Origin of the sequence: Methylobacterium sp. PvP105 (assembly GCF_017876975.1) — a bacterium.
In the GTDB taxonomy this organism is placed as follows: Bacteria; Pseudomonadota; Alphaproteobacteria; order Rhizobiales; family Beijerinckiaceae; genus Methylobacterium; species Methylobacterium radiotolerans.
This window is the reverse complement of record NZ_JAGIPA010000001.1, coordinates 1,283,401-1,295,385: the sequence shown is the minus strand read 5'-3', so window position 1 is coordinate 1,295,385 and position 11,985 is coordinate 1,283,401. Positions and strand designations below refer to the sequence as shown.

15 protein-coding genes, 1 tRNA gene and 1 pseudogene are annotated in these 11,985 nt (G+C 68.2%); 7 read left to right on the top strand and 10 right to left on the bottom strand.

Translation table 11 applies throughout. The annotated features are described in order from the left end of the window. Positions 1-8: 8 nt before the first annotated feature. From J3A75_RS06165 to J3A75_RS06150, 4 genes are all read right to left on the bottom strand, one after another. Positions 9-764 carry an NADPH-dependent F420 reductase gene (locus tag J3A75_RS06165; RefSeq protein ID WP_012317454.1) on the bottom strand — a complete coding sequence of 252 codons (756 nt, stop codon included), beginning with the start codon at positions 762-764 and terminating at the stop codon, positions 9-11. Next, positions 754-1,659 carry an aldo/keto reductase gene (locus J3A75_RS06160; protein WP_012317453.1) on the bottom strand — a complete coding sequence of 302 codons (906 nt, stop codon included), beginning with the start codon at positions 1,657-1,659 and terminating at the stop codon, positions 754-756. The genes J3A75_RS06165 and J3A75_RS06160 overlap by 11 nt, the downstream gene beginning before the upstream one ends. 113 nt (positions 1,660-1,772) lie before the next feature. After that, positions 1,773-2,111 (bottom strand): hypothetical protein, encoded by a 339-nt coding sequence (locus J3A75_RS06155; RefSeq protein ID WP_012317452.1) that lies wholly within the window; start codon positions 2,109-2,111, stop codon positions 1,773-1,775. A gap of 74 nt (positions 2,112-2,185) precedes the next feature. Then, positions 2,186-2,641, bottom strand: a complete 456-nt coding sequence (locus tag J3A75_RS06150; RefSeq protein WP_058606545.1) for a CHRD domain-containing protein — start codon at positions 2,639-2,641, stop codon at positions 2,186-2,188. 259 nt (positions 2,642-2,900) lie between these two features. Between J3A75_RS06150 and J3A75_RS06145 the strand changes: the two genes are divergently transcribed. Together J3A75_RS06145 and J3A75_RS06140 are read left to right on the top strand one after the other, a co-directional pair. Then, positions 2,901-2,977: transfer RNA gene (locus J3A75_RS06145), tRNA-Met, on the top strand. A gap of 268 nt (positions 2,978-3,245) precedes the next feature. Then, a pseudogene (locus J3A75_RS06140) lies at positions 3,246-4,354 on the top strand (IS5 family transposase). A 153-nt stretch (positions 4,355-4,507) separates the two neighbouring features. Here the strand turns inward: J3A75_RS06140 and J3A75_RS06135 are convergent. Together J3A75_RS06135 and J3A75_RS06130 are read right to left on the bottom strand one after the other, a co-directional pair. Continuing rightward, positions 4,508-5,023, bottom strand: a complete 516-nt coding sequence (locus J3A75_RS06135) for a hypothetical protein (RefSeq protein WP_142585087.1) — start codon at positions 5,021-5,023, stop codon at positions 4,508-4,510. A gap of 101 nt (positions 5,024-5,124) precedes the next feature. Further along, positions 5,125-5,457: a hypothetical protein gene (locus J3A75_RS06130; protein ID WP_142585088.1), complete on the bottom strand. Its 333-nt coding sequence runs from the start codon at positions 5,455-5,457 to the stop codon at positions 5,125-5,127. A gap of 282 nt (positions 5,458-5,739) precedes the next feature. Between J3A75_RS06130 and J3A75_RS06125 the strand changes: the two genes are divergently transcribed. After that, the gene (locus J3A75_RS06125; protein WP_059408488.1) at positions 5,740-6,093 is read left to right on the top strand and encodes a hypothetical protein; all 354 of its coding nucleotides are present in this window, start codon (positions 5,740-5,742) and stop codon (positions 6,091-6,093) included. A gap of 23 nt (positions 6,094-6,116) precedes the next feature. On the opposite strand, the gene J3A75_RS06120 is transcribed toward J3A75_RS06125, so the two are convergent. Both J3A75_RS06120 and J3A75_RS06115 read right to left on the bottom strand, forming a co-directional pair. Then, a complete protein-coding gene (locus J3A75_RS06120; protein WP_159392712.1) occupies positions 6,117-6,257 on the bottom strand; it encodes a hypothetical protein in 141 nt (46 codons plus the stop codon). Beyond that, on the bottom strand, positions 6,257-6,652 hold the full coding sequence (locus J3A75_RS06115; protein ID WP_070998510.1) for a hypothetical protein: 396 nt from the start codon (positions 6,650-6,652) through the stop codon (positions 6,257-6,259). Before J3A75_RS06115 ends, J3A75_RS06120 begins: the two co-directional genes overlap by 1 nt. A gap of 262 nt (positions 6,653-6,914) precedes the next feature. Between J3A75_RS06115 and J3A75_RS06110 the strand changes: the two genes are divergently transcribed. The 4 genes from J3A75_RS06110 to J3A75_RS37350 are packed head-to-tail and all read left to right on the top strand — an operon-like array spanning position 6,915 to position 10,345. Then, positions 6,915-8,498, top strand: a complete 1,584-nt coding sequence (locus J3A75_RS06110; RefSeq protein ID WP_059407724.1) for an AAA family ATPase — start codon at positions 6,915-6,917, stop codon at positions 8,496-8,498. 10 nt (positions 8,499-8,508) lie between these two features. Next, positions 8,509-9,210: a hypothetical protein gene (locus tag J3A75_RS06105; protein WP_059407727.1), complete on the top strand. Its 702-nt coding sequence runs from the start codon at positions 8,509-8,511 to the stop codon at positions 9,208-9,210. Then, positions 9,203-9,892 carry a hypothetical protein gene (locus J3A75_RS36430; RefSeq protein WP_245364360.1) on the top strand — a complete coding sequence of 230 codons (690 nt, stop codon included), beginning with the start codon at positions 9,203-9,205 and terminating at the stop codon, positions 9,890-9,892. Before J3A75_RS06105 ends, J3A75_RS36430 begins: the two co-directional genes overlap by 8 nt. A 51-nt stretch (positions 9,893-9,943) precedes the next feature. After that, on the top strand, positions 9,944-10,345 hold the full coding sequence (locus J3A75_RS37350; RefSeq protein ID WP_059407728.1) for a DUF6634 family protein: 402 nt from the start codon (positions 9,944-9,946) through the stop codon (positions 10,343-10,345). 127 nt (positions 10,346-10,472) lie between these two features. On the opposite strand, the gene J3A75_RS06095 is transcribed toward J3A75_RS37350, so the two are convergent. Both J3A75_RS06095 and J3A75_RS06090 read right to left on the bottom strand, forming a co-directional pair. Beyond that, the gene (locus J3A75_RS06095) at positions 10,473-10,922 is read right to left on the bottom strand and encodes a hypothetical protein (RefSeq protein WP_070998508.1); all 450 of its coding nucleotides are present in this window, start codon (positions 10,920-10,922) and stop codon (positions 10,473-10,475) included. A gap of 96 nt (positions 10,923-11,018) precedes the next feature. Next, positions 11,019-11,969: a hypothetical protein gene (locus J3A75_RS06090; RefSeq protein WP_059407733.1), complete on the bottom strand. Its 951-nt coding sequence runs from the start codon at positions 11,967-11,969 to the stop codon at positions 11,019-11,021. Positions 11,970-11,985: the final 16 nt, after the last annotated feature.

Below are 11,985 nucleotides of genomic sequence, written 5' to 3'. Positions count from 1 at the left end.
CGAAGCGTCTATTTCGCCAGTCCGAGTTTCCCGCGCATCTCAGGCGCGGTGACGTCGTGGCCGAAGCCCGGGCTGCCCATGGCGAACTTGTCGGCGTCCTTGAGCGGGCCGACCACCACCGGATCGAATCCGGCGTCGCGGACAAGACCCTCGGCGACCTTCAGCGCCTCCGGGTCGTCCCCGGCGATCGGGATCGCCATCCGACCGCCCGCGCGCCCCTTGCCGCCGTCCGCGCCCTCCTTGGCGAAGACCTTGTAGTTGGCCGCGTTGAAGGCGCGCACGAGCTTGGCGCCGGCGAAGTACTTGGCCGAGGTGGCGCCGATCCCGCTGGCCTGGACCTCGTCGTAGAGCGCGCCGTCGCGCTTCTGCGTGGCATTGCCGGCGTCGAGGACGACCTTGCCCTTGAGGGACGGGCCGATCTCCTTCGCGAGGTCCGGATAGGCCTTGTAGGGGACGGCGATGAAGACCGCGTCCCCGAACGTGATCGCCTCCTCGGGCGTGCCGGCCTTCGCCTTCGGCCCGAGCTCCGAGACCATGGCGGCGAGCTGCTCCGGGTGGCGGGAGGCGAACATCACCTCGTGGCCGTCCCTGACCCAGAGCGTCCCGATCGTGCCACCGATATTCCCGGCCCCGATGACGCCGATCCGGATCTTTTTCGGGCCGTCCTGGGCCAGGGCGGGCACGGCCGCCGGGAGAGCCGCGGCCACGGCCAGTCCGCCCGCGAGGGCGAGCGCCGCGCGGCGCGAGGTGAGATCAGACCGCATCGATGAACGTCTCCATCTGCTTGCGCTGCGCCGCATCCGGGAGCTTGCCCCGCGCGGCGCCGAGGTTGTCCTCGACGTAGGCAGCCTTCGCCATGCCGGGGATCGGGCAGGTCACGGCGGGGTTGCCGAGGACGTATTTCAGGAAGAATTGCGGCCAGCTCGCGCAGCCGAGATCCTTGGCGACCGCCGGCAGCTCCTTGCCCTGGACCGCCTTGAACAGGCGGTCGCGGCCGAAGGGCACGTTGGTCATCACCGCCGTGCCACGATCCGCGGCCAGCGGGAGCACGCGCTCGGCGGCGGCGCGGTTGTCGATGGCGTAGTTGACCTGGATGAAGTCGAGACTCTCGCGCCTCATGACGGCTTCCAGCGCGTCGAGCTGGTTGTCGCGCCAGACCGTGACGCCGACGTATCGGATGCGCTTCTGCGCCTTCAGGTCGCGCAGGGCCGCCAGATTCTCGGTCACGTCGATCAGGTTGTGGACCGCTACCAGATCGAGAGTGTCGACCTTCATTCGCTTGAGCGACCGGTCGAATTCCGCGAGCGTCGCGTCGCGGCCGGTCGTGTCCACCTTGCTGGCGAGGAAGATCTTCCGGCGCAGGCCGGGCTCCGCCAGGATCAGGCCGAGGACGTCCTCGGCGGTGCCGTAGCTCGGGGCCGTGTCGATCACCGATCCGCCGAGATCGACGAAGGTTCTCACGGCCTCCCTCAAAGGCGCCACTGCCTCGGGCGCCGGTTCGACCTCGTAACGCCGGGACGTACCGATCCCGATGGCCGGGAGCATCTCGCCGGTCGATGGAATCGGCCGACGGATCAGAGGCTCCGCCGCCGCGGCGAGGCGGCCGGCGAGCGGAGCGAGGGCGGCTGCGGCGATGACGGCGCGACGGGATACGGGCATGGCCGGCCTCCGACGAATTGAGGACCCGCCGGGAGATAGGGCGCGCCCGTAATGTGTGTATTCTAAATTCTCACGCTTCCATGAGCGCGGTGAACCGTGCCGATGAGGTGAGGTTAATCTTCCTCGGGAGGGTCCTCGAATTCCGCGCCCTCGGTGTCGGGGGCGATGCGGAACCGGTACTCGTCGATCGCCAGGAAGGCCCGGTGGGCGACCTGGGGATCGATCCCGTCGCGGACGACCACGGTCTGGAAGTCGATGAAGAGGCGCGCGATGCGCGCTTCCTCTGACAGGGTGGCCAGGGCGGACGAGCTGGCGCCGGCGCGCATCATGTAGCGCTTGGCCTCTCCGGCGGTGTCGGGCGCGGGCAGGATGACGACCTGCCCGGCGGTTTCCGGCTTCAGCTCCGCCCAGCGGACGGGTGTCCAGGCGATGATGGCGTCGGTGTGCTTCATCGAAGGCTCCGGCAGGTGGACGGGATCCGCCTACCGGGCGCGGCCCGGATCGTCGAGGCTTCCGCTGTTCCGGATCAGGGTGCGCGCTCCAGCTGGCCGCGGATTTCGCCCTTCGGGTTCGCGGCGGTGTGGAGGTTGAAGTACAGCTTGCCGGCCGCGAGATCGGCGGCCTTGGCGTCGTCGAGGGTCGCCTCGCCGGTGAAGGGACTGCTCGCCGCCGTCACCGGAACAAGCACGCCGGCGTTCTCGCCCACCTTGGCCGGCCCGTGGAAATGGGCGGCCGTGACCGGACCGGTGAGGCCGCTGTACCGGCCTGACCAGCTCAGGCGCTTGGTGGCGGGATCGAAGGTCGCGGTGACCTCGCCCTCGCCGTGGGACGCGGTCGCCGGGACCTCGCTGCCGCCGTTGAGGGCGGCGCGGTAGGTGACCTCCTTGCCCGCCGCGACGGCCGGACCGGCGGCGAGCGGCAGCCCAAGGACGAGAAGGACGGCGATGCTGGTCGTCCTGCGATGGCTCATGCGCGCTGTCATCGAACGCTCCGTGATCTCACGGGCCGTCGCGCGGCCCGTGCGGCAACCTAGCGGCCTCGGGCGAGTCGGACATGGCCGCCGCGTCGGCGACCGTCGGCTCCGGGTGACAGCCGAGCATTTCCTTCCGCGATCCGTGCGGCGCGGAACGCGACAGTTCCGCGTCCGCGATTTGCGCACGGAGAACCGTTGACACCGAGCGCCCGCTCTCCCTATACCGCCGCCACTGCACGCATCGTCCTCGCGGACGATCGCTGCTCGTGGCGGGGTAGCTCAGCTGGTTAGAGCAGAGGAATCATAATCCTTGTGTCGGGGGTTCAAATCCCTCCCTCGCTACCAAAAATACTCTCAAAATCGCAGGAATTTACGTTCTAGGCCCTGGACCCATCGTCCGGGGCTTTCTCGTTCTCGGGCGGATCTCGGGCGGACTTTTTTGCACGCTTGCCGGGCGATCCGCCCGATTCCGAGCGTTCGGGCGGACCATCGGGCAGCCTCGCACCGCCCCTGTGTCCCGTTCCAGGGCACGGCCCAGCCGAACACCTCCAAAAACCTCGCGGTTTGAGGGGTTTCGTGGTGTGATGGCGTCGGCGGTCGGTGAGGTGCTGCGATGCGCGGTCAGCCCGGTTTTTCGACGTCGATGAGCGTCAGAAGGATCTCTCGGCCAAGGGCGACGCGCGGGAGCGGTTGAGCCGCATCGTCGATTTCGAGCTGTTCCGGGACGACCTCGCCCGTTCCGTGTCTCGTTCAGACGGATCGAAGGGCGGTCGCCCACCGTTCGACCTCGTCTTCATGTTCAAGGTGCTGATCCTCCAGGCCAGCCACTCGCTGTCGGACGAGCGCACGGAGTTCCTGATCACGGACAGGCTCTCCTTCATGCGCTTCCTTTTCATGCGCTTCTTTGGGCTCGGGCTGTCCGACCCGGTGCCCGACGCCAACACGATCTTGACCTTCCGCGAGGCGCTCACCCGGGCAGAAATTGCGGGAAAGCCGGCCATCGCAGTGCTGTTCTCGGTCTACGAGGCGGCCCCGCGGCACGCCGGTTTCCTGGCGATGGGTGGGCAGATCGTCGACGCGACCGTGATGGCCGCGCCCAAGCAGCGCAACACCGAGGCCGAGAAGGCGGATCTGAAGGCCAGCCGTGTGCCCGACGCCTGGAAGGCCAAGCCGGCCAAGCTCGCTCAGAAGGACCGCGACGCGCGCTGGACGATCAAATGGTCGAAGGCCACGCCGGCCGAGGACGGGGCGAAGCGCGTGGACATTGCCGTGCCGGCCTTCGGCTACAAGAACCACGTCGGCATCGACTGCCGTCATGGGCTGATCCGGGCCTGGACCGCCACCGACGCGGCTCGCCACGACGGGGCGCAGTTGCCCAACCTGGTGTCGAAAGCCAACACCGCCGGCGACGTCTGGGCTGACACCGCCTACCGCTTGAAGGCTAACGAGGCACACTTGGCGGGCAACGGCTTCCGCTCCCGCATCCATCGCAAGAAGCCGCCGGGCAAGCCGATGGCCAGGAACGTCGCCCGGGCCAACGGCGAGAAGTCGAAGGTCCGCGCGGCCGTCGAGCATGTCTTTGCCCGGCAGAAGGGGCCGATGAGGCTCGTGGTGCGGCCCATCGGCTTGGCGAGAGCTCGGACGAAGATCGGCTTGGCCAACCTGTTCTACAACATGACCCGTGCGGTGTGGCTCATCGGCTACCACGCGAGGACTGCCTGAGGGTCGGGATCGAGGGCTTATCGCCCCGCCTGGGACCAGCGTGAGGACAGCATCAGATCGCCAAAGCGCTCAGCGTCCCGCTGAACCCTCCCAGGGACCGCCGTCATCACGGTAATTGGAGGTCCCCAGCCGGTTGCCGGCGACGATCTGCGGTCACTCAGTCCAAGTGAGGCCGAGGCCGAAGGCGCGCCCGTCCAGATGCGCCTCCACCCACCGGGCGTCCGGATGCCGGTCGTAGACGTCGGCCGCGAACGTGGCCGCCTCCGCCGACTCGAACAGGTAGTATGCCACGGGGAGGTGCTCGGCCTGGCCCCGCTCCAAGATACGCTGGAGGTGCGCGACACCCCTGACGACAAGATAGCCGATCCCGCCGCGCTTCTTGCGGTACACGCCGATGACGACGGGGGCGCCGAAGAGATCGTTCATGTACGCGGCTGGGTCGCCGCCGGACCTCCTTAGCTCAGCGACGCGGCCCACGTGTTCGGCCCCCGTCGAGAACATGTCCGTCAGTTGCTGTTGGGTGAAGGGCATATCTGTCAGCCTCTTTAGACCGGCGGCGCCGGCGAGGCCTGCTGATATAAACACATCCCCTTTCACGAAGCTTAGCGAGAAAATGGATTTATTTGCGATAAATTGTAGTGATCTTGTCAGTTCATAGTATTTGGTCAAATTTGAGCGATGCTTCTAAATATTCGTTCATTTTCGCGGGCGCACAGGGGGCACACAGACCGGTGGCGTGATCCCTTTTTAAGGCAACCTCCGGATTTGACTTAAACAGGCTTCACCCCGCCGGTGACCTCAGCCACGATGGAGTCCAGCGTCGAGAGCCTGGACGGCACGACGATCCGGGCCTCCGGATCCCCGGCGAGCGACAGGCCAAGCTGGCCGCCCCCGGGGGCGTAGATTACCACCGGGTCGAGCTCAGATACCCATGCCCCCAGCATCCGGATGACCTCCGCCGCGAGGGCGGCGACCAGGCGCGCCTTGACGACCTCGAAGTCCGCGGGCCGGGTGACCGGTGGCGTCGGGCGGTCCCAGTCGGGATGGATAACTACGGCCTGGGGCAGCGTGATCCGCACGGGCGTCTCGGGGTAGATCCGCATCGCCATACCTCTGCCTGGAACCGTGCCCTTCGGCATCTTGCTGAACTTGGCTCACTCCACAATCCGCATCATCCCCTCCCCTCAGCTTTAGGCCGACCAGACGGCGGGCAGGGCGGCCCCCGTCCGGATTCGAGCGCCCCGGACCGCCAGGCGCTCCAGCGCGAGTTCGGTGTGCCCGCCCCGCGGGGTCGGGGATCTCGCCTCGCCGTCTACGTGCTCTGGCACGTGCCGTGGCACGTGCCGGGCTTGCTTCTCCGAGGGGGCGGGCCGAGAATCCGTGGCATGCCCGACGACGAGTATCCACCCGAGTCTATCCGCGTCCTCGCCGGCTTGGAGCCCCCGGTCCAGGACCCGAATGACCCCCGAGTGCGCTGGTGCCGGGAGTTCCTGGAGGACCCCCGCGAGCCCCTCCTTCCGGTCACCTCGCCCCGGGTTCGGGCTGCCCTGGAGAGCATCATGCGCGACATCGGGTTCTCGGAGGACATGATCCGGGGGCGGTTCCCCACCGCCCCCGGCGAGCGTGTCGCCCGGCCGATCGGGCCCGACTACAGCCTCGACGACATCCCCGACGACCCGCGCGCGCCAGGCGGCGTGAACGGGGGATCCCGGAAACCTGCGGGCAAGCCGATCGAGTAGGTCGGCGGAGGGTGCGGGGCGGCTCATGGGCAGGCCTCCCCCGCGGGAGTGGTCGCCCCGCTCGAATCCGAGCGGTCCAGCGCCGAGAGGATCCCCGTCGCGAGGACGCCCATCAGAAGGACGGCCGAACCGGCCGAGCACACGAAGAGGGTGAGCTCGCCCATCAGGCCGGGTCCCTCTGAAGGAGCCCGTGGCTCTCCAAGACGACCGTGACCGCCCCGGCGATCTGGCGGTCGTTCAGGCCGTCCAGCCGGGCGCGGTCGAGGACCTGGCGAACGAGGCGGATGGGCGACGTCTGCCCGTTGAACTGCCCGAAGAGCACCCGCTCGACGTCGGGGCGCGCGTCGGCGGGCAGCTCGGCGAGCCCGTCGCTGACCAAGTCGTGAAGGGTCACGACCGGCCGCATCAGGTCGGTGACGCTGGCCTCGACGAACGCCTCGACCGCCTTCTCGTCGCCGCAGCGCGCATCGCGGACCGCCTCGCGGAATGCCGTCTGCGCGGCCTCCGGCATGCGGTAGAAGTCCCAAGCCGACCTGTGCTCCCAATACTTGTGCGCCATCACCCGCTCCCGCCATCGGCATCGCCAGGATAGCACTCTGAGCGATTCGGAACGGGACGGCGCGGTCGCCCATCGCCCAGGGAAAACCTAACCTTCTCTGGGACTTCCGATTGCGCACCGGGGCCGCCCCAGGCATGGTGGAGCCTCACCGGAAGGACGACCCCCGTGACCCTCGCTCGCTGCTTAAAACGGATAGCCCGCACCGCCTGAGCCCTGCTCGGCGCCCGTCTGCGCGTGCCCTCCGTTTCCAGCGAGCCTCCCCATGACATCCGACGACTTCCAGCGCCTTGCCCGGCGTGCTGCCCGGCAGGCTGCCTACAAGGAAAGTGAAGAGCATTTCCGGCGCGACATCGTCTACGCGTCGAACGGATTCCCCACGCTGGGGCAACTGTTCGCCGGAGCGATGCCGGCGGGCGGGACAGTGACGGAGGATGCCCGACGCTGGACGTCAGACCTCCTGAACTCGGCCATCGGCAAGCAGCTGTCAGATGCGCTCAAGGACGCCCTGGAGCTGCTCGGGAGCGAGCCGTGCCCCCGTTATGCCGAGGAAGTCGAGGCCCTCGCGCTGCAGGAAGGAAAGTTCAATCCGAACATCGCGCTGGAGGACCTGTGCGGCGAGATCGCCGACCGTGCAACGCTCTACGGCGCCATGCTGGCTAACCCTCAAGCGGCCGCCCGGGCCGTCGCGCTGCTGAGCGACACACTGCACAGCTACGCACACGTGGCGCAAAGCGATCCCGTCGCCGTGCGCGAGATCGCCGTCACGATGCTTCAGTGCGTGGCGCTCTGCCAGCGCGACCTCGTCCCGCCGATCGACCTTGAGCTAATCCCGTCCTGGCAGCTGACGCGATCGACCGCCCGCCGCGTCCTGGAGATGATCGCCAGCGTGGCCGCCCCGCCGGAGGAGCTGCTCCGTGCGGCCGATCCCCCTGACGATAAGTATGCGGATGCTCGTGTCATCCCGGACGACAGCCCTGTCCCGGGGTTCGTGGACGCGCGGCATCCCACGCGTGTCGTGCTGCCCACAGCTCTCGAATCGAAGAAGCCGGCCGGCGCCGCGCGGGCACTTGTCGGCCAGGCCCTTCCGCTGCATCGCATGCCAGACATCACCGTACTGGGCGAGCACCTCGTGGCGCGGCGGCCATGGCTCGCGACGCAGATCGCCCGCATTCTCGGTACGCTCGCTGGGCGGGACACCGTAGCCGTCCCGAACCTGCTCCTCGTCGGAGCGCCCGGAACGGGAAAGACCGAGCTTGCGCGGGACATCGCCGAAGGCCTGGGCGTGCCAACGGTCGTCTACGGATGCGCCGGGATCGCGGACTCCTCGATCTCGGGAACGTCGAAGCAGTGGTCTACGGCTCGGCTCAGCCTGTTCACGCAGCTCCTCGTCGATAACCAGTCCGGCGATGGCATCGTCATCCTCGACGAACTGGACAAGAGTGGAGCGACGGGTGGACACAATGGATCCCTCAGGGAGGCGATCGTCGCCGTGGGCGAACTATCGGCCCGCCGCCGCTTCTTCGATCTTGGGGTCGATGGGGTCGTCGACATCAGCGGTGTGTCGCTCGTTGCCACTGCCAACGACGTTGCAAGCCTTCGGGGCCCCCTGCTCGACCGTTTCGCGGTCGTCGAGATCCCCGGCCCCCGGCGGCAGGACCTCCCGATCGTCGCCAGAGGCATTATCGAAAAGATGAGGTCCGAGATGGGGGACGGCAGGTGGCTCGGCGACCTAGACGCAGCTGAGCTCGACAGCCTCTCGTCCTGGCGCGGCGGCTCGATCCGTCCCCTCCGCCGCGCCGTCGAGCATCTCGTCGCGCTTCGTTCAGACCGTCGCTTCGCGCACTGAGGAGGCCGCCATGGACATGCGTGCCCGCCGGGCCGCGCGCGAGCTGCGCAGCTACCTCGAACTCCTATACGGCAGCCAACCCGCGCTGCGCATCGTGCAGCACCCCACACCGGAGGGCCAGACCTTCATTCGTCTGTCCTGCACGGGACTGGAGCCGCCCATGCCGGGGGACACCGGGGACGACGGCCAGACGTACTCGGATGTGCCGCCTCATGCCTTCACGCGGCGGCACATGGACGTCGTTACGCAGATCGCTGAACGATACGTGGCCATCCGTTCAGACAGGTACCTCCCGGGGGGCGGCCTGGTCCCTGAGGACCATGGCGACATGTGCGACCGCATGTGGGCGGAGTACGGAGAGCTATTTCCATCCGGCACAGTAGAAGTTGGCGTACCATGGCAAGAGCTTGCCTGCGCCGGCGCATCTACCATGCGGTTTCACGGTGTCCTGAACGGCATCGTGACAACGCAGCTCAAGAGTAAGTTCGCCAGCCTACGCTGGTACATGAGCGGCAAGAACAACGTCGATACCGAAATGCTGGAGTTGATCCGTTCAGCTCTGGAGACGCTGTCCGTCGTCGTCTGCGAGCATTGCGGTGCGCCGGGCATTCACCGCCCGGGGGGATGGCACATCATCCTCTGCGACTCCTGCCACGAGGTACGCGAACAGGAGCGCAAGGCGGCCAAGGCCAAGAACAAGAAGGGTGGCTGATGTCTACTGGAACCTCACCCGCCGCTGTTGGTCGGTCCGCGACGGCGGCCGAGTCGTCGACCACGTCGCGGAAATTGCGCTCGTCGGCGTGAGGTTCCGGGCGAGCGAGGCCAGCCGCCTTCGCTGCCTCGGGACCGCGGTCCGAGACGTCCACGCCTGGGCCCGCGGGATCCCGCTCGCAGGCGTGCCGCGGCCGGCCGGGGCCATCCCTTTCACGTATCGTCTCGGCCAACCGGGATTCCGCATCCCGGACGACAGCATCCTCACCGCCGCGGCCGCCGCCTGGTTCGATCAGGACGGCCGGGCGTGGTGCCTCGCCCCCCGTTCGGAAGAACCTGTCATGCGTGCCGTCGCCCTCGCCATTGCCCTGGCCGCCCTCGCCGTCCCGGCGGCCGCCGACACGACATGGCTCCTGCCGCCGCCCGGGCTGTACTGCCCGAGCGCCGGAGAGAACGTCTTCGCGATCGTCGTTGGTGATGATCGGGGGCTGGGGATCGACGGGCTCGACTGCAAGGCTGTCCGGTTGCGACACGGGCGGGTGACGGCGGCCACGTGCTTCGCGAACGGCGGCTCGGAAGTGAGCCTGGACACCGACCTGCTCATCCTACCGAGCGGCGCGATGCTCCACGACTCGGTCCTCTTCCGGCGGCGTCAGGGGCCGCCCCCCTGCCCGACGAGGTGACCGCTAGTCCCTCTCACGAACCGATCCGATGATGGCGCCGAGGAGATCGTCATGCGCCCCCTGTCCCTTCGTGACCTCGTCCGGCGGCGGGCGGATGCCAGCCGCGACATCGACTTGCTGAGCTCGGGGTGGATTCCGGACGCGCGAACGCTCGCCGAGGCACCGTGCCTGTCCGACTACGTAGAGACCACGTACCCGGGCACGGACCTGCCGTGCCTCCACGGCTATGTCAGCGGGCATCCCCTGCTGCCCCCGGGTCCGGTCACGACCAGCCCGATCCTCGCCAGGGGGCCGGGATGGATCCGAACGGAGTCGCGGTGGTACGTCATCGGGGATCCACTCCGGATCCCCCCAGAGCCCGCGGCTCCGGACGCCCAGCCCAAGCCTGCCCCGGAGCATCATGACCTGCCCAACGGCGGGGTCACCACGCCCGACGGGTTCGTGGGCTTCTAGCCCTTGGCGGCCTCGCGGAGGCTGGCGGCATCGAGGGCAAAGGAAGCGAAGTACGCTTCGGTATCATTTTGCCGCATCGGTCGGCGGGGGCGGCGCGGGGCCGCCCCGGCGCAGATTTTCTAATGGGTCAGACGCCCGGGATGAGGGGCTGGCGGGTCGCCTGCGCGCCCCGGCAGAAGTGCTCGGCAAGCCCGGCTATTCCCGCAGACGTGAGGTGCGGATGGAACGCCGTGACGATACGGCCGTCCTCGCGCCGGACTTCCTTGGGGCACTGCCGGATCCATCCAGCCTTGGCGCCCGCCATCGTGGAGCGGAGCCGTTCACGCTTCCCGACGCCGATGCCACCGAGCTTCGAGAGGGTCTGGCGGACCCGGCGGACGTTCACGCCGCGGCGAATGAGCTCGGCCAGCGCCGAGGTGTCGTCCATGCCCTCGTCGACGATGACCCCGACGGCACGCTCGGCGAAGCGCCGGACGGCGTGGTCAGTGGCCCGGGCGCGGATCCCCCGGGGATTGCCGCGCTGGGGCTGGCTGACGAATGTGGGGGAGGCTGGGACGGACGTAGGGGCTGGCGGCACGGGGATCGCTCCTGTGCCCCGAGCGTCCCCCGACCGCGGTATTCGGATAGCCCGGGTTCCCCATGTCGTGGGGCTGTCGGTCCCGGCCGGGCAGCCTCAGCGGAGGTAGGTGCCCTTCTTCATCATGTGCGCCAGGTTGTCGTTGAGCTGCTGGCTCATGATCTCGGGCACGCGCGAGGCGGCATCGGAGCAGGCCTCGTCCCACGGCTTCTGCAAGATGGGCTTATACAGGGCCTTGTCGACAGCAAGGAACAGCACCCTGGGGTGGTCGACGTCCTTGAGCTTCCGGCCGATCCGGCGCAGGTCCCCGCCCCGGGTCTGGATGACCTGGTCCAGCGCCGAGTGCCCCCGATGGAGGACGTCCTGCTCGGTCACGGGCACCCGGGGCGGCCGGGCGATGTAGCCCTCATGGGCCTGCCCGTGGATCTTGATGGCCCCGTAGTAGACGCCCCACCGCCCCTGCGTGCCCGAGCGCTTCGGCGAACGGTCGGCCGAGACCTCGCGCGCCAACCGGGACAGGAATGCCCGGGGCACCCCGCCATCCTTCGTGGGGCGGACGCCCTGCGTCTTCGTGATGTTGTCCCACCACGGGATGAGGATCCGGTTCCGCGCGAGCCCGACGTCGCCGGGAAGGCGGATGTTCGGCTCCATGCCGAAGAGATACTTCAAATAGACCGACTGCTTGGCCTTCACGAAGAAGTGGGCGTAGACGTCCTCCGGGCTGCGCTCGCCCCTTTCCAGAGCGTTCAGCTCCGCCTTGCTCAGTCGCTTGTAGGCGACCGCGGATTCGGTCCACGGCGACCTGCGCTTCATGGTCGAGTGGAAGCGGTAGCGGATGTTGAGGACGGCCTGCCGGGCAACCTCGTCCACTGCCCAGCCCGCGGCACGCCTGTACTTGGCCATGCCCCGGTTCGGGTCGGTCATGCCGACCGTTCGGACGAACTCATCCCTCCAGCGGTCGATCGCCTCGCCGAGGTCGAGCGCGAGGTCGACGCCATCGAAGCCGTCGAGGTTGAAGCCGGAGGAGGATTGCTTGCGGCGTGCCATGCCGGGGAGGCTGCCA

Coding starts and splice junctions, on each gene's coding strand:
- J3A75_RS06165 (WP_012317454.1), bottom strand. CDS start 764: ATGCGGTCTGATCTCACCTCGCGCCGCGCGGCGCTCGCCCTCGCGGGC.
- J3A75_RS06160 (WP_012317453.1), bottom strand. CDS start 1,659: ATGCCCGTATCCCGTCGCGCCGTCATCGCCGCAGCCGCCCTCGCTCCG.
- J3A75_RS06155 (WP_012317452.1), bottom strand. CDS start 2,111: ATGAAGCACACCGACGCCATCATCGCCTGGACACCCGTCCGCTGGGCG.
- J3A75_RS06150 (WP_058606545.1), bottom strand. CDS start 2,641: ATGACAGCGCGCATGAGCCATCGCAGGACGACCAGCATCGCCGTCCTT.
- J3A75_RS06130 (WP_142585088.1), bottom strand. CDS start 5,457: ATGCGGATCTACCCCGAGACGCCCGTGCGGATCACGCTGCCCCAGGCC.
- J3A75_RS06125 (WP_059408488.1), top strand. CDS start 5,740: ATGCCCGACGACGAGTATCCACCCGAGTCTATCCGCGTCCTCGCCGGC.
- J3A75_RS06120 (WP_159392712.1), bottom strand. CDS start 6,257: ATGGGCGAGCTCACCCTCTTCGTGTGCTCGGCCGGTTCGGCCGTCCTT.
- J3A75_RS06115 (WP_070998510.1), bottom strand. CDS start 6,652: ATGGCGCACAAGTATTGGGAGCACAGGTCGGCTTGGGACTTCTACCGC.
- J3A75_RS06110 (WP_059407724.1), top strand. CDS start 6,915: ATGACATCCGACGACTTCCAGCGCCTTGCCCGGCGTGCTGCCCGGCAG.
- J3A75_RS06105 (WP_059407727.1), top strand. CDS start 8,509: ATGGACATGCGTGCCCGCCGGGCCGCGCGCGAGCTGCGCAGCTACCTC.
- J3A75_RS37350 (WP_059407728.1), top strand. CDS start 9,944: ATGCGCCCCCTGTCCCTTCGTGACCTCGTCCGGCGGCGGGCGGATGCC.
- J3A75_RS06090 (WP_059407733.1), bottom strand. CDS start 11,969: ATGGCACGCCGCAAGCAATCCTCCTCCGGCTTCAACCTCGACGGCTTC.